At 40.9% G+C, this 18,332-nt stretch carries 18 protein-coding genes and 1 other annotated feature; of the genes, 12 read left to right on the forward strand and 6 right to left on the reverse strand.

The annotated features are described in order from the left end of the window. The first annotated feature begins 85 nt into the window (after window positions 1-85). Window positions 86-2,218, forward strand: coding sequence for a GDYXXLXY domain-containing protein (locus ABTV07_RS08875; RefSeq protein ID WP_433750163.1), 2,133 nt, complete (start codon window positions 86-88; stop codon window positions 2,216-2,218). A 28-nt stretch (window positions 2,219-2,246) separates the two neighbouring features. Here ABTV07_RS08875 and ABTV07_RS08880 read toward each other — a convergent pair whose 3' ends face one another. Further along, on the reverse strand, window positions 2,247-3,137 hold the full coding sequence (locus ABTV07_RS08880; protein ID WP_433750166.1) for a DMT family transporter: 891 nt from the start codon (window positions 3,135-3,137) through the stop codon (window positions 2,247-2,249). Between the two features lie 152 nt (window positions 3,138-3,289). On the opposite strand from ABTV07_RS08880, the gene ABTV07_RS08885 reads away from it, so the two are divergent. The 3 genes from ABTV07_RS08885 to ABTV07_RS08895 all read left to right on the forward strand — a co-directional run bounded on the left by ABTV07_RS08885 (window position 3,290) and on the right by ABTV07_RS08895 (window position 4,883). Then, on the forward strand, window positions 3,290-3,820 hold the full coding sequence (locus tag ABTV07_RS08885) for a topology modulation protein (RefSeq protein WP_433750169.1): 531 nt from the start codon (window positions 3,290-3,292) through the stop codon (window positions 3,818-3,820). 96 nt (window positions 3,821-3,916) lie between these two features. Further along, window positions 3,917-4,051, forward strand: coding sequence for a hypothetical protein (locus ABTV07_RS08890; protein WP_433750172.1), 135 nt, complete (start codon window positions 3,917-3,919; stop codon window positions 4,049-4,051). A gap of 196 nt (window positions 4,052-4,247) precedes the next feature. Then, window positions 4,248-4,883 (forward strand): FMN-dependent NADH-azoreductase, encoded by a 636-nt coding sequence (locus ABTV07_RS08895; protein ID WP_433750175.1) that lies wholly within the window; start codon window positions 4,248-4,250, stop codon window positions 4,881-4,883. 34 nt (window positions 4,884-4,917) lie between these two features. Here the strand turns inward: ABTV07_RS08895 and ABTV07_RS08900 are convergent, their stop codons facing one another. Beyond that, on the reverse strand, window positions 4,918-6,159 hold the full coding sequence (locus ABTV07_RS08900) for an MFS transporter (RefSeq protein WP_433750177.1): 1,242 nt from the start codon (window positions 6,157-6,159) through the stop codon (window positions 4,918-4,920). 115 nt (window positions 6,160-6,274) lie between these two features. Here ABTV07_RS08900 and ABTV07_RS08905 point away from each other — a divergent pair, with 115 nt between their 5' ends. Continuing rightward, window positions 6,275-8,047: an ABC transporter substrate-binding protein gene (locus ABTV07_RS08905; protein WP_433750180.1), complete on the forward strand. Its 1,773-nt coding sequence runs from the start codon at window positions 6,275-6,277 to the stop codon at window positions 8,045-8,047. Between the two features lie 63 nt (window positions 8,048-8,110). Here the strand turns inward: ABTV07_RS08905 and ABTV07_RS08910 are convergent, their stop codons facing one another. Beyond that, window positions 8,111-10,174: a catalase gene (locus tag ABTV07_RS08910; RefSeq protein WP_433750182.1), complete on the reverse strand. Its 2,064-nt coding sequence runs from the start codon at window positions 10,172-10,174 to the stop codon at window positions 8,111-8,113. 371 nt (window positions 10,175-10,545) lie between these two features. Continuing rightward, window positions 10,546-10,746, reverse strand: a complete 201-nt coding sequence (locus tag ABTV07_RS08915) for a cold-shock protein (RefSeq protein WP_433750185.1) — start codon at window positions 10,744-10,746, stop codon at window positions 10,546-10,548. 250 nt (window positions 10,747-10,996) lie between these two features. Between ABTV07_RS08915 and ABTV07_RS08920 the strand changes: the two genes are divergently transcribed. The 3 genes from ABTV07_RS08920 to ABTV07_RS08930 all read left to right on the forward strand — a co-directional run bounded on the left by ABTV07_RS08920 (window position 10,997) and on the right by ABTV07_RS08930 (window position 12,322). Next, window positions 10,997-11,287 (forward strand): hypothetical protein, encoded by a 291-nt coding sequence (locus tag ABTV07_RS08920; RefSeq protein WP_433750188.1) that lies wholly within the window; start codon window positions 10,997-10,999, stop codon window positions 11,285-11,287. Window positions 11,288-11,509: 222 nt separating this feature from the next. Next, window positions 11,510-11,833, forward strand: coding sequence for a hypothetical protein (locus tag ABTV07_RS08925; RefSeq protein WP_433750190.1), 324 nt, complete (start codon window positions 11,510-11,512; stop codon window positions 11,831-11,833). Between the two features lie 126 nt (window positions 11,834-11,959). Continuing rightward, a complete protein-coding gene (locus tag ABTV07_RS08930) occupies window positions 11,960-12,322 on the forward strand; it encodes a DUF4383 domain-containing protein (RefSeq protein ID WP_433750193.1) in 363 nt (120 codons plus the stop codon). 48 nt (window positions 12,323-12,370) lie between these two features. Here ABTV07_RS08930 and ABTV07_RS08935 read toward each other — a convergent pair whose 3' ends face one another. Beyond that, window positions 12,371-12,763 (reverse strand): SET domain-containing protein, encoded by a 393-nt coding sequence (locus ABTV07_RS08935; RefSeq protein ID WP_433750196.1) that lies wholly within the window; start codon window positions 12,761-12,763, stop codon window positions 12,371-12,373. A 149-nt stretch (window positions 12,764-12,912) separates the two neighbouring features. Continuing rightward, window positions 12,913-13,150 (forward strand) — a binding site (T-box leader). Window positions 13,151-13,199: 49 nt separating this feature from the next. Here ABTV07_RS08935 and ileS point away from each other — a divergent pair. The 4 genes from ileS (at window position 13,200) to ABTV07_RS08955 (ending at window position 17,528) form a co-directional block, all read left to right on the forward strand. Beyond that, window positions 13,200-16,283 carry an isoleucine--tRNA ligase gene (ileS, locus tag ABTV07_RS08940; protein ID WP_433750199.1) on the forward strand — a complete coding sequence of 1,028 codons (3,084 nt, stop codon included), beginning with the start codon at window positions 13,200-13,202 and terminating at the stop codon, window positions 16,281-16,283. A gap of 96 nt (window positions 16,284-16,379) precedes the next feature. Further along, window positions 16,380-16,760: a hypothetical protein gene (locus tag ABTV07_RS08945; protein WP_433750202.1), complete on the forward strand. Its 381-nt coding sequence runs from the start codon at window positions 16,380-16,382 to the stop codon at window positions 16,758-16,760. An 11-nt stretch (window positions 16,761-16,771) separates the two neighbouring features. Continuing rightward, window positions 16,772-17,200: an SRPBCC family protein gene (locus ABTV07_RS08950; RefSeq protein WP_433750204.1), complete on the forward strand. Its 429-nt coding sequence runs from the start codon at window positions 16,772-16,774 to the stop codon at window positions 17,198-17,200. A 1-nt stretch (window position 17,201) separates the two neighbouring features. Beyond that, the gene (locus tag ABTV07_RS08955; RefSeq protein WP_433750207.1) at window positions 17,202-17,528 is read left to right on the forward strand and encodes an ArsR/SmtB family transcription factor; all 327 of its coding nucleotides are present in this window, start codon (window positions 17,202-17,204) and stop codon (window positions 17,526-17,528) included. 14 nt (window positions 17,529-17,542) lie between these two features. Here the strand turns inward: ABTV07_RS08955 and ABTV07_RS08960 are convergent, their stop codons facing one another. Continuing rightward, window positions 17,543-18,181 (reverse strand): CPBP family intramembrane glutamic endopeptidase, encoded by a 639-nt coding sequence (locus tag ABTV07_RS08960; RefSeq protein ID WP_433750209.1) that lies wholly within the window; start codon window positions 18,179-18,181, stop codon window positions 17,543-17,545. Window positions 18,182-18,332 lie beyond the last annotated feature (151 nt).

The following is an 18,332-nucleotide window of genomic DNA, read 5'->3' on the forward strand; positions in this document are numbered from 1 at the left end:
GTTTTTTTCGTCATATATATGAAAAAAGGAATCTGTACTTGAAAAGGGAATTTATATAGAAAGAATCATTAGGGGGATGAAAGGGATGAAGCAGCTCAGGTTTGTGCAGACAGGTTACTTATTTGGGATTACACTTGTGCTGGCAAGCATTTTTTATTTTTTTGCGTCGAATTGGCAGGGGATGGAGCGCTTGGAGAAGGTTATATTAAGCCTCCTGTTAATGGTGTTCATGTATGCGGTTTCGTTTATCCTGGGTAAACGGGTGGCGAAGCATCCGTTTTTAAGCAACTGGATCCTTGTTGCTTCAGCGGTTTCCTTTGGGGTTTCAGCAGCCCTGATCGGCCAGGTTTATAACTCCCATGCAGACAGCTATTGGCTGTTCATTGTATGGCTGATTCCATCGCTTCTTCTGGCGGCCATTACCAGATATCAGCCATTTTATATTTTATGTTTCGTACTTGGTCATTTGGCTTTTTTATCTTTTGTATCGCCTCCCGGCTATGAAATGGGATGGTCGAACACCCAGGAATTCTTTCTTTACCTGGTTTTAGCCGGAGCGAACCTGATTCTTTTCTTATGCACTTATAAACAATGGATTCATTCAAACTTTATTTTGTATGCTTCACTCATTCTATTTCATATCACTGCAATCTACTTGACCACGGTTCATGAATTCCATTCATTGGCTTGGATGATGAATCTGGTTTACCTTTTGATTCTTGGAGGAGCTTTTTATTATTTTATAAAGATTAAATTGGAAAAGGGAGTCTTGTTTATTTTAGGGGCAGCTGCGGCTGGTTATGTCTTCGCTAAAGGAATTGAACTAATGGCTGAATTTTTCCAGGAACTTTTCTTATTCCTGCTGCTGGGTTTTTCTGCATTATTGGTATTTGGCGCTGTTCTTTTGCTGAAATATATCAGCACCCATCCAATGAATGCTTTTTTCCGTAATGTATTGATTATCTGCGTTACATTCGTCGCTACAATTTTTGCAGTGTCTGCCATCATAGGATTGATCTCCTTATTGACAGGGAGTTTGAACGTTACATTTTTATTCTTCTCTGCATTGGTGCTGCTTGTGATTCCATCTCTATTCTTTAAATGGCCCCCGCCAGTTCGTTATACGATGCTTTCAACTGGATATGCCATCCAGTTTTTGGCTGCGGCATTTAATGAACACATCTATTATGAATGGATATTATTAGCCGTTTTGTTGTTTGGGATGTTCAAAATAAAAGTTCCGGGGATACAGGTTATGCAATTTTTGCTTCTCAATCTGACCGCGTTTATGCTATTGCGAAATTGGACGCATGAATTCCAATACGCTGGGATTACATTCCTCGTTTTAAACGGGCTGTTTTATCAGTGGAAGATTGCTTTGAAAGAAACGCGGTGGACGGCATTCGGAGTGGCCTTTGCTTACTTTCTGTCACTTGCCATGCTGAATGATATCCCTTTTGCACTATATTTGATCTATAATGTTCTTTATTTTGCCGCAGCTACAGCGATGGTCTGGTATGCGAATAGGAATCAGCTGGTAGTGGAGTGGTATATAGCAATCATTTTCTGGTTTTTATTTATTGGCTACAAATATTATGATTTAGCTTGGGAATTATTGAATAAGTCCATATTTTTTGCGATAGTAGGAATTCTGTTTATCGTATGCTCTGTTATTTTTGATCGCAAGAATGAGAGGGATGAAGGGCAGAAGCAGCTTGTGAAAACAAAATGGCCGGCTATACTAGCTGTAATTCTTCTGCAAATTGGAATCATCAGCTATCAAGGGGCAGCAAATGAAAATCTGCTTAAAAATGGTCAAATGATAAAGCTATCATTCGCACCTGTCGATCCAAGGTCCATGATGCAGGGAGATTATATCCAGCTTCACTATCGAATTTCTGTCATTCCGGATATTGCGCAGCAAATTCATAAACGGGAAAAAGTCAAGGTGGTCCTCCGTAAAGGAATGGAAGGGTACTATGAGTACGGGGGTTATTACGAGCATAACGGAAAATGGAACCGCCCCTACAAAAAAATGCAGGGCGATGTCATTATCAATGGCCGCTATGACGGCTGGCAAAATGTCACCTATGGAATAGAGTCGTATTTCGTTCCGGAGAAAACCGGACAGAACTTACAAAACGAAAATCAGGCTGCATATATCCGAGTAAGCGAAAATGGGAATGCCATCATTGAAAAACTAGAAAAAGAAAAATGAAAAAAAGACCTTAAAGGTCTTTTTTTCATTACGCAGCTATTTGTTCGCTGACTTTCTTGTTCTTCTTGGTTGTGAGGACGATGCCTATAAAGATGATGAGCAGGCCGATGATTAAATTAAGCGAAATCGTTTCTCCCAAAAGGACATATCCCCATATCATGGCCGAAGCTGGTACGATGTAGGTTACAGTTGAAGCAAATTCGGGTCCGGCTTTTTTCATGATATAAAAATATAAAAGAGTGGCGATCCCTGATCCAAAGCACCCAAGCCCGATTGTGGCGAGGATCACTTCTTTTGTAATAGCATGCACAAGTATGTCTGAACCGGAAAAAATCATCCCAAAGAGTCCAATCAATGCACCAGTCAACAGAGAGACCGCGGTGATCAAAACAATACTGGCTCCATTTAGAAAATGTTTTGTATATTGAGATGCGGAACCATAGCAGATTGTGGCAGCAAGCATCGTTCCAATGCCGATAATGTGAAACCCATGCAATGCCTTTATTTGCCCGCCCATCAGCACTAAAATGCCTAAAAATCCAATAATGATTCCAATCCATTGTCTTTTAGAGAGGACGGTTGAAAAAAAGGCGAATCCAATAAGCCCGGTACATATTGGCGTGAGTGCATTTAATACAGCAGCAGTACTACTGTTGATTGTTGTTTCACTTAAGGCAATCAGTCCCCAGGGCAGCCCGCAATTAAGAACTCCTACGATGATGAGCGATTTCCAAGGAATCGGTTTAATGATCTCTTTTCGTTTGATGTAAAGAAGGGGCAGCATGATCAATGCACCAGCCATACAGCGAATAAAAACCGTTCCCCATACCCCTCCGAAATCCGATAGCCATTTGATGAATACAAATGATAAGCCCCAAATGAAGCTTAGTGTCAGTAATGCCGTATATAACTTTGCCATATGTTTTTCCACCTTTGTTCTAACAGTTTGCCATTACGATTGTAGCATGTATGGGAAAGAGGGGGATATATTAATTTGATAAAAATATCTTCCTCCTATTATCATTTTGGCTTATAATGGAAAAACGAGTCTTGAAAAGGGGGCTGCTTCATATGAAAAAAATTATGGTAGTAGGAGTAAGTGCAGGAGTCGGAAAGTCGACATTTGCCAAAAGACTTGGAGAGAGGCTGGACATTCCGGTCCATCACTTAGACCGCCACTTTTGGAAGCCAGGATGGGTACAGGCTGCACCGGAAGAGTTTAGGGGAGCGCAGGAAGAAATCGTTAAGCACAATCAATGGATCATTGAAGGCAATTATACAGCTACATATGATATGAGAGCGGAGCAGGCAGATACCATCATATATTTAGAATTGCCTAGGTATGTCTGTCTTTACCGTGTCTTCAAGCGGTTTCTTAAGAATATTGGGAGGACGAGGCCTGATCTTGGAACTGACTGCAAAGAGAAACTTGATTGGGCATTTTTGAAATTCATCTGGACTACCTACCATCCGAGAAAAGTGAATATGAAAAAGAGATTTGCTGCATTTCAATCCCATGGTGACGAAAAAACCATCATTGAATTGAAAAATAAAAAAGAAATTGAGGCTTATTTCCAGTCAATAGATAAGGTTAAAAAATGAATTTTTTGATTTTTTAAAAAATAATCTAGGAACTTCCTGAATTAATTAGTAAAATAGTAGTAAATACTATGACTATTGAACCAGGAGGTGAGAAGTGTGTCTGAAAATAAACCGATGCATTTTGACGGCAGCATTCATTCAATGGAAGCGGCAGAAGAAGTGGAGTTGTTTGAGTTGACTCCAGAAGGAAGAAAAAACATCACCGGCAACCCATTCGAAGGGCATAAATAATAGAAACAGTAAGCATGGATTTGTCCTTTGGCAAATCCTTTTTTATTTTAATGAGCATATATGTTGAAATTCTGAAAAAAGGTTTATATAATTACCTTGAATTAAAAATAACTTAATTCGAGATAAAGAATGATTTTTAGTTTGATTCCGCAAACTAAAATGACTAAACTCAACGAGAAGGGAACGGTTTTTTATTATGGCTAAAGTTTTATACATCACAGCACATCCACACGATGACACTCAATCTTACAGCATGGCTGTCGGGAAAGCATTCATTGATTCTTATAAAGAAGCAAATGCAGGCGATGAGGTTGTCCACATCGATCTATACAATGAAAACATTCCTCACATTGATGCCGATGTATTCAGCGGATGGGGTAAACTTCAAACTGGCAAAGGATTCGAAGAACTTTCAGCTGAAGAACAGGCAAAAGTTGGCCGCTTGGCTGAATTAAGTGAACAATTCGTTGCTGCCGATAAATATGTTTTTGTCACTCCTCTTTGGAATTTCTCATTCCCTCCAGTGATGAAAGCGTATCTTGATTCAGTTGCAGTGGCAGGGAAAACATTCAAATATACTCAAGAAGGTCCTGTTGGGCTGCTTACAGATAAAAAAGCGATTCATATCCAAGCGCGCGGGGGCATTTACTCAGAAGGCCCTGCAGCAGGAATGGAAATGGGCCACCGCTATTTGACTGTCTTAATGCAATTCTTCGGTGTTCCATCCTTTGAAGGTCTATTCGTAGAAGGACACAATGCAATGCCGGATAAAGCAGAAGAAATCAAAGCTGACGCTATTGCCCGCGCAAAAGAAGCAGCGAAATCATTCTAATATAAGTAAAAGGCTTGGGGATTTCCCAAGCCTTTTATTTTGCCCATAATGCACTGAACCGGCAGAAAAGAAAAATAACCAAGTTGCCGGCAAAAGCAATCAGGAAGACGACCTCTGGACGTGAGATTTCCGAAATCCATCCAGAAGCAAAAATAGCAAATGGCATACTTAGCTTAAAAACAGAACCTGTAATTCCGCTGATCCGCCCGATTAAATGATGGGGTGTAGATTCTTGTCTGAAAGTCCAGATGCAGACAGAACTAATGGTGCCAAGGAAGCCATTTAATAGGATTGCAGCTGCTGTCCATATATAATTCTCCGTCGTAAAAAGCATCAGATAGGTAAATCCGGTAAGAAGCGTTGACACGGAAACAATGACGCCTGTTCTCCATTTCAGCCTGATGCGTCCGATTGCTAAACTTCCAAGCAGGCCTCCAATTCCTGCGAATGATAGAAGAAGTCCCAATTCAGCATCTGAGAGCTTCATCACGTCTTTTGCATAGAAGACGACAGTCGTATCCACCATGCCGGCAGTCGAGTTCATGAAAATGACTGTAATCGTGATCAGCCAAAGAGTTTGATTGCGGTAAAGTTCAATCCATCCTTCTTTAAATTCTTTCCAAAACCCTTCCCGTAATGCAATGGAAGGCACCTCGTCAAATTTCAAAAAAAGCAGAATCACAAAGGCAATCGAGAACGAAACTGCCGTAAGAAGAATGCCAGAGTTAAGTGATGAAAACATTAGGATCAGCCCCGTAATCGCAGGACCCATAATTCCGATGAAAGTAAAAATGAAATTGAAAGAAGCATTGGCTGTTGTCAGCATTTTATTTGGCAAAGCAAGCTTCACAATGCTTGCACGTCCATTGAAAAAAGCATAGCTGCAGGTCATAAGGAAAAAACCGCATACATAGAAGAGAAGCAGTGGGGGTGTACCATTCTCCATGGAGAAAAATAAGATAAATAATATGATGATCTGCAAAAATACAGTCCAAAGAGACCAGGCTTTTTTCCTGGAGCGGTCTACAAAAACTCCGATAAACATGGCTAAAAATAAATTTGGCAAAAATTCGATTCCTTTCATAAGGGACATGACAACTGGGGAATTCGTCACATGATATAAAATCAATGGAAGGGCGAGTTCGTAGATTTTACTTCCGAATGCAATGACGACCCCTGAGAGCAGCAGGATGATAAAGTTTGCATTTTGCCATATGGAGGGCTGCTTCTTAGATAATATTGAAGCCCCGCTTTTTTTCTTTTGTACAACAATCATTTTTGTTACACCTCTTTACGGTTCTGTTGGAAAAAATTATACTTTTCTAAAAGAAGAAGAAAAAGCGAAAGTTAACGATGGTGAAATTTCGCCTTTTTCATTTGGGGTGGATAAAATGGATGTTAAGTCACATTACCGTGCACTTAGAAAAAGCTTTAATCAACCGGAAGGAACGTTTCAGGAAGTGCGAATGGAGGAGGTAGCACATGTATGGGACTGTACGGTTCGCAACGCGCAGTTCCTCATAAAGAAATTGGTGGAGCTGCAATATATTAAGTGGATTCCGGGTAAAGGCCGTGGGAATCAGTCCAAAATCTGTTTTATTAAGCCACTGGAAGAATTGAATGCTGAAAAAGCAAAAGAGCTTGTACGACAGGGGAAAATTTCTGCCGCCTTACAGTTGATAAAAATAGAAACTCCAGCTGCATTTTCATTTGAAGAGTGGCTGTACTCCCATTTTGGTGCACGACCTGAAGAGCAATCGGATATTATCCGCTACCCATTTTATCGTCCGGTATTAAACTTGGATCCTGCTTTCGTCCATCGACGTACAGAAGCAGATTTCATCAGACAGATTTTCAATACATTGACTTCTTTTAATGAAAGGACAAAACAATTGGAAGGGGAGCTTGCTCATTTTTGGGAAAGCAAAAATGAACACATGGTATGGATCTTTTATCTCCGTAAAGGTGTTAAGTTCCATCATGGCAAACCATTTACTGGAGAGGATGTAAAGTTTACGTTTACTCGATTAAAAACCTTAGGCGCGGCAGCTCCATTAAATGACATGATTGAGGAAATTGAAGTCATGGGCAGTTATAGAGTTGAATTTAAATTGAAAGAAGCTAACATCCTTTTCCCTCATGAATTATGCGCTGAATATTGTTCAATTGTTCCTAATGATTTGGATGAACTGGTTGAGAGAAGAGACTTTCAATCCCATCCAATCGGAACGGGGCCGTTTCGAATAGCAGAAAATAATGAATCAATCATGAAGCTCCAATCCCATCACGAGTATTTTAATGGCAGGCCACACTTAGATGGGATGGAGATGTGGGTGGTACCTAAATACAATCAGACCAAGGTATTGGACCAGTTCAATCAGGGAGATATTTTGTATGATGGGGAATCAAACGGGGTACAGAAGAATTTTAATGAATTGACGGGCATTGAAACTGGTGCAGTTTATTTAAGTATGAATTTAAGGAAAAAAGGCGTTTTACAGGATCCTTCGATTAGGGAAGCAATTGATATGGCTATCAATCGTACAAAAATGATTTCTGAATTAAAAGAAATGAGGGAAATCCCTGCGAGCAGTTTTTTTCCGGATATTAGTTTAGAGCAATTCAAAGAAGAGGGAAATCTTTCATTCGCACAAAAACTGTTGGAAGAGTCCAGTTACCAAGGAGAAATTCTTTCCCTATATACCTATGAAATGACAAGCAATGAAAGTAATGTCCAGTGGCTGAAAGAGCAGCTGGAATCTGTGGGACTTCGAATAGAGATCGCCATCCTGCCCATCACTCAGTTGTCAAACTCTGAAATTCTCCAAAAAGCAGATTTATTGGCGGCAGGAGAGGTGGCAGGTGCACAGCCGGATATTGAATTAATTCACATGTACCAATCGGAAAATGGGTTTATCCAAAACCATTTGGATGATGCTTCTAAAGAAATGGTTTCTGAATGTATCCATGCCTGCAGAATGGAGCCGTCATTTGAAAAAAGGAAGGAATTATTGCATCAGCTGGAACTGAAATTGGCTGAAAGAAGACAGTTCTTGCTCCTTTATCATATAAAACAAAAAGTGGTTCATGACGGTTCAATCGGGGGTGTCATGATGAATGCAAGAGGGAAGATCGACTATCGAAAGGTATGGCTTAGAAAATAATTAATATATTTTTTTTTTGACAAAAAAGAGCCTGGCCCATTAACGGACCAGGCTCTTGCTTTATTATATTTGTCGGTTCCAATGGCGGTGTTTTTTCAGTGCTTCTACAAATGAATTGTAGAAATGGTCATTATCCTCATCTGATTTTAGTGTGATGACGCCATCTTCAGCCGAATCGACCATTCCAAGGGTAGAAAGAAGCTCTGTACCTTCATGGCAGGCTCCTACTGTTTTGTAATGCCCAAAGGCTTCTTGTAGGAAAATGACTGCATCGCGGTTGGACTTAATGAATTCAATGCTATCCTTGCCTCCAGGAAGGTAAATCCCATCATACAGGACGGAATCACATGTCAGGAAGGTTTGGTCGACTTCCATTTCTTCTCCATTGCCGCCTTTGACATTTCCTTGCGAGCTGCTGATGATCTCGGCTTCGGCACCGGCATCGTTTAAAGCTTTGATTAATTGATTTGTATTTTCATAATGGAATCCATCTTCAACGAGTATGCCCACTTTTCTTGTTTTCGCTGTTTTGACAGTGTTCATTTGACTAAGTGCTTCTGAAGATCTTTCCTCTGTGGAAGGGGAAGCATCTTCAGGGACTTTCAAACCTAGACCTTTGGCAACCTCACCTGAAAGATAAGTACATACATTGCTGAACATATTGACAACCTGCTGTTTGACATCCCTGCTTTTTACTTTCCCTAATTCGAAGCGGAATGCATTAATGATATGGTCTTTTTCAACATCTGACATACTATTCCAGAACAATTTTGCCTGTGAGTAGTGGTCATCAAAGCTTTTGCTTCGATTCCGGATCTTTTGCCCTTCCACTTTTTCTTGATAGTGGACATATCCGCCTTCTTTTTCAGAAGAAGGGGAGGGGTCGTTGTTCTGCAAGGAATTTTTATGATAGGATACCGGGCCTTTATTGATAGTCATCCTGTTGTATCCATCACGCTGGTTATTATGGAAAGGGCATACTGGCCGATTGATCGGGATTTCATGGAAATTCGGTCCGCCAAGACGGATCAATTGAGTATCTGTATAAGAGAACAAGCGCCCTTGCAAAAGGGGGTCATTCGTAAAATCAATCCCTGGCACTACATGGCCAGGATGGAATGCTACCTGTTCCGTTTCAGCGAAAACATTATCCACATTTCGATTCAAGACCATCTTACCGACGATTTTGACTGGGATGATTTCTTCCGGCCAAAGCTTTGTCGGGTCAAGTACATCAAAATCGTACTTGAATTCATCTTCTTCCTTGATTAACTGAACACCCAATTCATATTCTGGGTATTGGCCGTTTTCAATCGATTCCCAAAGGTCCCTGCGATGGAAATCAGGATCCTTTCCGTTCAATCTTTGGGCTTCATCCCAAACGAGGGAATGGACGCCAAGCTTTGGCTTCCAATGAAATTTAACAAAATGTGCCTTGCCTTCTTCGTTAATGAATCGGTATGTATGCACACCGAACCCTTCCATCATGCGATAGCTTCTAGGAATGGCGCGATCTGACATCGCCCACATCACCATATGAGCAGACTCGGTATTGTTGGCGATGAAATCCCAAAATGTATCGTGGGCTGAAGCTGCCTGCGGCATTTCGTTATGCGGCTCCGGCTTAAGTGCATGAACAAGGTCGGGGAATTTTATCGCATCTTGAATGAAGAATACCGGAATGTTATTCCCTACTAAATCATAGTTTCCTTCCTGCGTATAAAATTTTGTGGAAAATCCACGTGCATCCCTAACAGCATCTGCTGAGCCGCGAGATCCAGCAACAGTTGAGAATCTTACAAATACAGGTGTTTTAACAGAAGGATCCTGTAGAAATGCAGCCTTGGTGAATTCTTTCATATTTTCATAAACTTCAAACTCGCCGTGTGCAGCAAATCCGCGGGCATGGACAATCCTTTCAGGGATTCTCTCGTGGTCGAAATGGGTCATCTTCTCCCTGAAATGGAAATCCTCCATTAATGTAGGACCTCGCTCGCCAGCCTTGAGGGAGTGTTCAGTATCCGATACTTTCAACCCTTGGTTGGTGGTTAATTTTTTTCCTTCGTCATCCGAACGGAATTCATCGAGCTGCCTGTCCTTGCTATTTGTATTTTGATCTTGGCTCATGTTTCAAGTTCCTCCCTTGTTCATATATTCAGGATGGCACCAAAAATCGCCATTGCTATGCTATATCCTATATGAACAGACATTAAACTCTAATGGGAAAATTAGTAGAAGAAGAGTGATGGAAGTCGGGGAGAGTATGATCGTCTTCACAGTTTGTATAAAATTTCACAAAGAATTTATATTAAGGAAGAGGGATTTATGATATAATGAATTAAACCATTTGCTTTACTTTTTATACCCCGTTCGAACGCTGAACGGGGTTCTTTATGTTTATAGCCGAAAAAGCAGCTAAGTCAAATAAAATATTATAGAACCAATAAAAAAGAACAGACCCTGCAAGCAGGGTCTGTTCATATGTGTTGTAGCGTTAATTATGCTTTATTAACGTTAGCTGCTTGTGGTCCACGAGCACCTTGTTCTACTTCGAAAGTCACGTCTTGACCTTCTTCTAGAGTTTTGAAGCCTTCACCTTGGATAGCTGAGAAATGTACGAATACATCTTCTCCACCTTCGCGCTCGATGAATCCGAAACCTTTTTCTGCATTAAACCATTTTACTTTACCGTTTTCCATTATTGTTGCCTCCTCGTGCGTTTAACACACAATCTTATTACTATTCTTGCTCATCATGATATCCAGGCGAAAAAGCATTGCTGTTCTTCACTCAACATACCGAACAAAAATAATTCTTCCTTAGCATAACAAAAAGATTGAAAATAGGCAAGTGAAGTTCATATATAGTTGTAAAAGAATAATTTTTTAAAGGGATTCAACAGAATACATCGAATAGTTACCAAAAGAAGTATAAAAGGGGGAAAAGGGATTGGCACTTCAAAAGGCGATCAAAGGTTCCTTGTTCATCCACGTTCTTTATTTTCTGATCATAAGCATTTACGGATATTTGAAAGCGTTTTCTTATAGAGCTGGGGTTCCAACACCTTCTGCCAGCATCCGGGCAATTGGGCTGCAGATAAGTCCGGTCGTATATATTTTTTCATTTATCATCATTTCTGTGATTTGGATGGTTGTTTCAAAATATTTTCGCGGCAAAAAAGGGGATGAATGTGGTGGAAACGAAATTCAAAAGGGGAAAAATGATATGGGACATTTGTGATCCCATGTTTTTGTCCAGCTTCTTTTCATCAGGAGAGAGGACGAATCAAAATAGGAGCAACTACTTCCCTATTATTATGGTTTGCCTTTATCTTTGTGCTGCGATAATACTTTTTCTGATTAACTTTGTTTTTAAGCATTTGTTTTAAATTGAAATAGAAAAACCCTTTTGCCAGAGGTGACATATGATATTAAATCCTGGTGAAAGGTGAAGGTGATAGCAATGTTTATTCTAAACCAGCGACAATCAAGACCTGCACATGGTGGAGGCGGCCATGCCAGCTGGGGACACGGCGGAGGTCATGCCACTTGGGGGCATGGAAGTACGTGGGGACACGGCGGTGGCAATTGGGGGCACGATGGAAATTGGGGTCATGGAGGCTATCATGGCTGGGGATATAATCCTGCAGCAGGCTTTGCAGCAGGAACATTGACCGGTGTTGCCCTGGGAGCAGCTGCAACCGCGCCAGCTGCAGTACCATATCCGGTTCCGGCTTATCCTCCATACCCGTATCCATACCCATATGTACCATACGCTCCATATTGATGGCATCCAATTTTGGGTGCTTTTTTTACTGTAATAGTTTAAAGAATAGAAAATATAGGAATATATGTAGTATCAACTTGTGTTACATAAGGGCTTTGCCACTATATAAAGAATGGAGGGATAAAGATGGCAAAAAAATTTGTAGGCATTTTAGGCGTTGTATTCATTTTACTTGGTATTATCGGATTTTTCGTACGGTTTGACGGTATCTTCCATTTGACGCCGATGCATAACATTGTCCACTTATTATCGGGGATCATTGCATTGATTTGTACAACCAGTGAAGCCAGGGCTGCGGCCTATGCCAAAATCTTTGGATTTATTTATTTACTGGTAGGGATTCTTGGGTTGTTCACCCACGAATTTGCAGGGATCATCTTCTTATTTGCAGATAATATCCTGCACTTCTTAATTGCATTTGGATCGATTTATATCGGCTTCGCATCAACAAGCATGATGCGCAATGTTCCGAAGAATGTAACTCAATAAAGAAAAAGAGGCCCGTTTCATCCAGAAACGCGCCTCTTTCATTTACCTTCATTTTTCTTCTTCGGATTCCTTATTGAACCAAAGGGGGTCCATATCATCTACATCCCCATTATAATTAATCAGGATCTCTTCTCCCGCTTTTATATCCTTATAGGCAAAGAAATCGAATGTGTGTTTTTCGAAGCTGATTTCATAAATGGCATTTGGCGTATAGGAATGATTGAACAGCATTCCATATCCGAGCAGCATCGCAGTATGGTTTTTCCCATATTCGAATGCATAGTCTGCTAAAAGAGTTTTTTCAATATGGACATGCTCATGGTTCGGATAGGCGATGACAGGGGCTTCATGGATCAGTTCCCCTTTTTTAATATCCTGTGTGGCGAAGACGCCTCTATTAAATTCTCCGTCGCTTAGTTCGGATGTTTTGACTTCTATCATAAGGATCACCTGCTTTTTCAATGTCTAGTAAAACTTCTTCTCTAGCTTGACAGGTCAGTACAAAGAAAGCAACCTTTTTTCCTGAAGAAATCGAGAACTTTTCCTTGCATTCCAGAATAAACCATATTATACTAAACCAAATATTTCAATAAAAGTCGATGAAGAGAACAAGTACAATTGTGTCATTCCTCAACAGAGAGCCGGAGTGGTGGGAACCGGTGTGGAATTCAATTGGAATAATCATCTCTGAGATGCTGGGCTGAATGAAGTAAGTCCTGACGGAGGTCCGCCGTTAAAAGGAACGCGTATGATGGTACGTTGACAGAGTGCTGCTTTCAGTGGAAAGCAGAATTTGGGTGGTAACGCGGGTAAACACTCGTCCCTAATGATAGGGATGGGTGTTTTTTTATTTTTCAAGAAAATAAGGAGGATTATGATGGCTTCAAGTAAAGAAACGAATCTACAAATGGAAAAGAGAATGTTGGATTACTGGGACAAAGAAAGGATTTTTCAAAAATCAATCGAACAGAGAAAAGATGCGGACTCTTTTGTGTTTTATGAAGGACCGCCAACAGCAAACGGCCTTCCGCATGTCGGGCACGCTTTGGGGAGGACACTCAAGGACATCGTTGCCCGCTATCAGACTATGCAAGGGAAAAAAGTAATTAGGAAAGCAGGATGGGATACCCACGGACTGCCTGTCGAACTGGGTGTGGAAAAAGAACTGGGAATCTCAGGAAAGCAAGAAATTGAAGAGTATGGTGTGGAGAAATTCATCGCGAAATGTAAAGAGAGCGTCTTTTCCTACGAAAAGCAGTGGAGAGAGTTCACGAGGGATTTAGGCTACTGGGTGGACATGGATGATCCATATCTGACGATGAGCAATGAATATATCGAATCGGTTTGGCATATCCTTGGGACCTTGCATCAAAGAAACCTGTTATATAAAGGCCACCGGGTTTCCCCCTATTGTCCTTGCTGCCAGACTTCACTTAGCTCACATGAAGTGGCGCAAGGGTATAAGGATGTTAAAGATTTAAGTGCGACTGTAAAATTCAAGCTGAAAAATACAAGTAATGAATATATGCTCGGTTGGACTACGACCCCATGGACCTTACCTGCCAATGTGGCTTTAGCTGTCAATAAAGATCTGGATTATGCAAAAGTCCAAACCCGGGATGAAGTGCTGATTATGTCGGCTGCTCGGGTCAACAGTTTCATGAAAGAAGGCGATAAACTGATTGAAGTCATAAAAGGGAGTGAGCTGGCAGGTCATTCCTATGTTCCGCCGTTTGATTTCGTCGATGTAGATAAAGGGCATATCATTGTAGAAGCGGACTTTGTAACCGAGCAAAGCGGAACAGGAATTGTCCACATCGCACCAGCCTATGGGGAGGATGATTATCGGACCGTTCAGGAAAATCAATTATCCTTTGTCCATGTTGTAGATAGACAAGGGAAATATACGGAAGAGGTAGAGCCTTTAGCAGACAGGTTTGTTAAAGACTGTGATGTAGACATTGTGAAGATGCTTCATGAAAAAGGACTTTTGTTCCTTAAGGAAAAGTACGAACATTCCTACCCTCACTGTTGGCGATGCGACTCCCCATTGCTTTATTATGCTTCAGACAGCTGGTTTATCAAGACCACGGCAGTCAAGAAACAGATGCTGAAAGAAAATCAAAGTGTTCAGTGGCATCCCGAGCATATTAAGGAAGGAAGGTTCGGCAATTTTCTTGAAAATATGGTGGATTGGAATATAAGCCGCAGCCGTTATTGGGGAACACCATTGAATGTTTGGGAATGCGATGGATGCCAGACGGAATTTTCACCAAAAAGCATCAATGAGCTGCTTGAAAATTGTGAGGAACATACGGAACAATTGGAACTGCATAAGCCGTACGTAGATGAATTACAAGTTAAATGTCCATCATGCAGGAAAACGATGAAGCGAACTCCTGAAGTGATTGACGTATGGTTCGACAGTGGATCCATGCCATTTGCACAATATCACTTTCCTTTTGAAAATCAAAACCTTTTTGAAGAACAGTTTCCGGCAGATGTGGTAGCGGAAGGAATCGATCAAACAAGGGGCTGGTTTTATTCACTGCTTGCGGTTTCAGTATTATATAAAGGAGCCGCTCCATATAAAAGGGTTTTAGCGACTGGGCATGTGCTGGATGAAAAAGGGCAAAAAATGTCCAAAAGCAAAGGGAATGCACTTGACCCGATCCAGTTAATGAAGGAATTTGGAGCGGACGCATTAAGGTGGGCGTTAATAGAGGATAGTGCACCATGGAATCAGAAGAGATTTTCAAAACAGAATATTAAAGAAGCAAAGTCTAAATTCATAGATACGTTGTCGAGTATGCTGAATTTCTATTCGCTGTATGCTGAAATGGATTCGTTTAAACCAGATGAGGAGCGGGAGTTAGCTTATTCTGTAATGGATAAATGGATTTTATCAAGACTTGAAACCACTAAAGAAAAAATGAAGTCAGATATGGATGAATATCGTTTAACAGAAGCTGCCCGTTCTGCTGGGCGCTTAGCAGAAGAGGCAAGCAACTGGTACATCAGGAGAAACAGGCAAAGATTTTGGAGTGAAGGAATGTCAAACGATAAGGCAGCTGCATTCCAGACGCTCTTCACAGTATTAAGGGATCTGGCCCGTTTGTCAGCCCCGTTCATCCCGTTCACTTCAGAAGAAATTCATCTTTCTCTCACGGGGAGCAGCGTGCACTTAACTGACTATCCTTTAAGCAGGAAGGAATGGAAAGATGAAAAGTTAGAAAGACAAATGAACCAGGTGCTTGAAATCGTGGAGCTTGGCAGGAACATCAGAAATTCTGCACAAATCAAAACGAAGCAGCCTTTGGCAAAAATGACTATCATTCCTGCCCGGTCGGATTTTGAGACACTTGGTCAATTTGAAGAAACTATCATGGATGAACTGAATGTCAAAAAAATCGTCTGGGAGGATTCTTCAAGCGGGTTGATCTCTTATGAATTGAAATTGAATTTTAAATCGGCGGGACCTAAATTGGGCAAGGACCTAAACGAGGTGAAAAATCGTCTACAGTCACTTTCAATGGTTGATATCAATCAATTTAAGGACTCAGGAAAAATCCACATGGTCTTGGAGGATAAAAAAGAAGTTGAATTAACGGATGAAGATGTGATTTTGCACAAAAAGATTCAATCGAATCGCGATTCGAATGCAACCAACAGCAACTTCACTGTCATGCTGGACTTGGCTGTTTCTAAAAAACTGTTGGAAGAAGGGATGGTTCGGGATTTCATACGATTTATCCAGGATGTGAGAAAGAAAAAGGATTTGCAGTTAGAGCAGAGGATAGAGATTTATGTAGATTCCGATAATGAATTCAGACGGATCATAGCAGAATATGAAGAGCTGATTCGAAATGGGGTTATGTTAAAAGCCATTCGGTTTGCTAAAACAGACGAGATGGAAAAATTGTTTCTTGGAGAGCATGAGATATTTGTTCATATTCAATAAAAAATATTAACTTGATTCTTGAAACAAAACCAAAAGGTATTATATACTCTGTATATGAAACCATTTGGTTTTATTTTTGCGGAGGTGGGTCATTTCATGAACGAATTAGCTAAAAAGCTGAGGTATAAAGAAGGATATGCAGCAAAGGTTTTTAATGCGCCAGAAGGATATTCTCTTGATTTTGAACCCGTTACAGACGAACAAGAGCTGGATTTTATTCAGTTGTATGTAAAAAACTCTTCCGAATTAAATGACTGGCTTCCCAAAGTACTGTCACTTTTAAAAGGGGATGGCGTTTTCTGGATTACCTATCCTAAGAAAACTTCAAAGAAAGTAGAAACAGATCTCAACCGCGACATCCTGGCAGAGAAAATGATGCAAGAGACGATTTTTCGCCCTGTCAGCAATGCAGCTGTAGATGCAGCTTGGTCGGCATTGAGGTTCAGGGAAAAGGAAAAAGTCAAATCTAAAAAATAGAGGTGTTTCAAATGGAAAAAGGTGATGAAAGAATTGCACATGAAGTGAGATTGAAAGAAGTTTTTAATGCGCCAATCGAAAAGGTATGGAAGGCAGTATCAACAGCTGAAGGGATTGCGGTCTGGTTCATGCCGAATGATTTTGAACCTGTAGAAGGGCATGAATTTCATTTAAATGCAGCACAATTCGGCATGTCGCCATGTAAGGTAACAAAAATCGATCCGCCGCATTTTTTATCATTCAATTGGGGAAAAGATTGGTTCGTAGAGTTCCATCTGAAGGAAATGGACGGAAAGACGGAATTCACACTTGTCCATGGAGGATGGGATGAAGATAAAGTGACAGAATTCGGAGCTCCTCACCGTGCGGTTCAGGAAAATATGGCCAAAGGCTGGGAATTTTCCATTCTTCCAAAACTCCGAAGCCATGTAGAGCGGTAATATGGGTGCAGAGAAAGCAAAACCTGATGTCTTTCAGGCCGTAGCAGATCCTACGAGAAGATCGATGTTGAAAATGCTTGGCGGGAAAGAGATGTCCATTGCTTCAATCAGCAGCCACTTCCCCATTTCCAGGACAGCAGTAGCTAAACATTTACGCATTCTTTCTGAGGCAGGGCTCGTCAGTGAAAGAAAATCCGGCAGGGAGACGTTATTCACACTGCAGCCTGAGCCGCTGACAGAGCTGCAAAAATGGCTGCAATTCTTTGAACTTTATTGGGAAAATAAGGTTTCCGCATTAAAGCGATTTGTGGAAGAGGAAAATGATTAATAAAGCTAATGTTATTAGGTAATCCAAATTAAATACACTAGCATGATCCCAAAGTCAGCAAGGATATGGCTGATGATCGGGGCGATGAGCGATTGATATCGATGTCGAAAATAACCCCAGAGAAGACCAGCAGCAAATACAGGCAGTACAGCGATGAAATTATAAGGCCATTCCATCATTGGGAGCAGGGAAAGCAGATGATAAAGGCTGTAAAATGCCGAAGTGATCAAAATTGCTTTCCCGCTCCCGAATTTATTTCTAAGCTTATCCATCATATAGCTGCGCCAATAGTATTCTTCTAAAAAAGGGTTGATAAATATCAGGATAAGAACGAGCCACGCAGCATTCCTACCCGAAAAATCCCACTCATCCAATACATCTCTCAGGCTATCCAAATCAAAGAACGTATTCAAAAACAAAGAACAGCTTCCGAAAATCAACAAGATACATAGAATGCCGCTTATAACCCCTGCAGCAGCGGAGTTTCTTTTAGAAGTGGCAAGCTTGTTTTCAGCAGATATTTTTCTATTTAGAAAAGGAACAAGAAATAGCCACCCGTAAAAAAGACTGAACGTCAATGTGATATCCCCTGCAAGATTCAGCCCGATGAAGATCATTATTGTTGGGCCGAGTAAAAGAATAATGGTATTCATCTTCTATCCTCGCTCCCTTATATCCTTCCGGCTATCAATATATTTCCATAAGTAATAGACCGCCCAAAGCAACAAAGCCGGCATGAAAAGCCATCCCCTTTGATCGATTGGAAGAAAGATAAATAGAATTCCCCAAAGAATGAGTGCGAAA

It is taken from the genome of Falsibacillus pallidus (assembly GCF_050990905.1).
Lineage (GTDB): Bacteria > Bacillota > Bacilli > Bacillales > DSM-25281 > Falsibacillus > Falsibacillus pallidus_A.

What these genes read in the sequence shown, in the direction of transcription:
- ABTV07_RS08910 (WP_433750182.1), bottom strand. Translation starts at nt 10,174, where the DNA reads ATGAGCCAAGATCAAAATACAAATAGCAAGGACAGGCAGCTCGATGAA.
- ABTV07_RS08905 (WP_433750180.1), top strand. Translation starts at nt 6,275, where the DNA reads ATGGATGTTAAGTCACATTACCGTGCACTTAGAAAAAGCTTTAATCAA.
- ileS (WP_433750199.1), top strand. Translation starts at nt 13,200, where the DNA reads ATGGCTTCAAGTAAAGAAACGAATCTACAAATGGAAAAGAGAATGTTG.
- ABTV07_RS08895 (WP_433750175.1), top strand. Translation starts at nt 4,248, where the DNA reads ATGGCTAAAGTTTTATACATCACAGCACATCCACACGATGACACTCAA.
- ABTV07_RS08925 (WP_433750190.1), top strand. Translation starts at nt 11,510, where the DNA reads ATGTTTATTCTAAACCAGCGACAATCAAGACCTGCACATGGTGGAGGC.
- ABTV07_RS08900 (WP_433750177.1), bottom strand. Translation starts at nt 6,159, where the DNA reads ATGATTGTTGTACAAAAGAAAAAAAGCGGGGCTTCAATATTATCTAAG.
- ABTV07_RS08915 (WP_433750185.1), bottom strand. Translation starts at nt 10,746, where the DNA reads ATGGAAAACGGTAAAGTAAAATGGTTTAATGCAGAAAAAGGTTTCGGA.
- ABTV07_RS08955 (WP_433750207.1), top strand. Translation starts at nt 17,202, where the DNA reads ATGGGTGCAGAGAAAGCAAAACCTGATGTCTTTCAGGCCGTAGCAGAT.
- ABTV07_RS08935 (WP_433750196.1), bottom strand. Translation starts at nt 12,763, where the DNA reads ATGATAGAAGTCAAAACATCCGAACTAAGCGACGGAGAATTTAATAGA.
- ABTV07_RS08945 (WP_433750202.1), top strand. Translation starts at nt 16,380, where the DNA reads ATGAACGAATTAGCTAAAAAGCTGAGGTATAAAGAAGGATATGCAGCA.
- ABTV07_RS08880 (WP_433750166.1), bottom strand. Translation starts at nt 3,137, where the DNA reads ATGGCAAAGTTATATACGGCATTACTGACACTAAGCTTCATTTGGGGC.
- ABTV07_RS08960 (WP_433750209.1), bottom strand. Translation starts at nt 18,181, where the DNA reads ATGAATACCATTATTCTTTTACTCGGCCCAACAATAATGATCTTCATC.
- ABTV07_RS08950 (WP_433750204.1), top strand. Translation starts at nt 16,772, where the DNA reads ATGGAAAAAGGTGATGAAAGAATTGCACATGAAGTGAGATTGAAAGAA.
- ABTV07_RS08930 (WP_433750193.1), top strand. Translation starts at nt 11,960, where the DNA reads ATGGCAAAAAAATTTGTAGGCATTTTAGGCGTTGTATTCATTTTACTT.
- ABTV07_RS08885 (WP_433750169.1), top strand. Translation starts at nt 3,290, where the DNA reads ATGAAAAAAATTATGGTAGTAGGAGTAAGTGCAGGAGTCGGAAAGTCG.
- ABTV07_RS08875 (WP_433750163.1), top strand. Translation starts at nt 86, where the DNA reads ATGAAGCAGCTCAGGTTTGTGCAGACAGGTTACTTATTTGGGATTACA.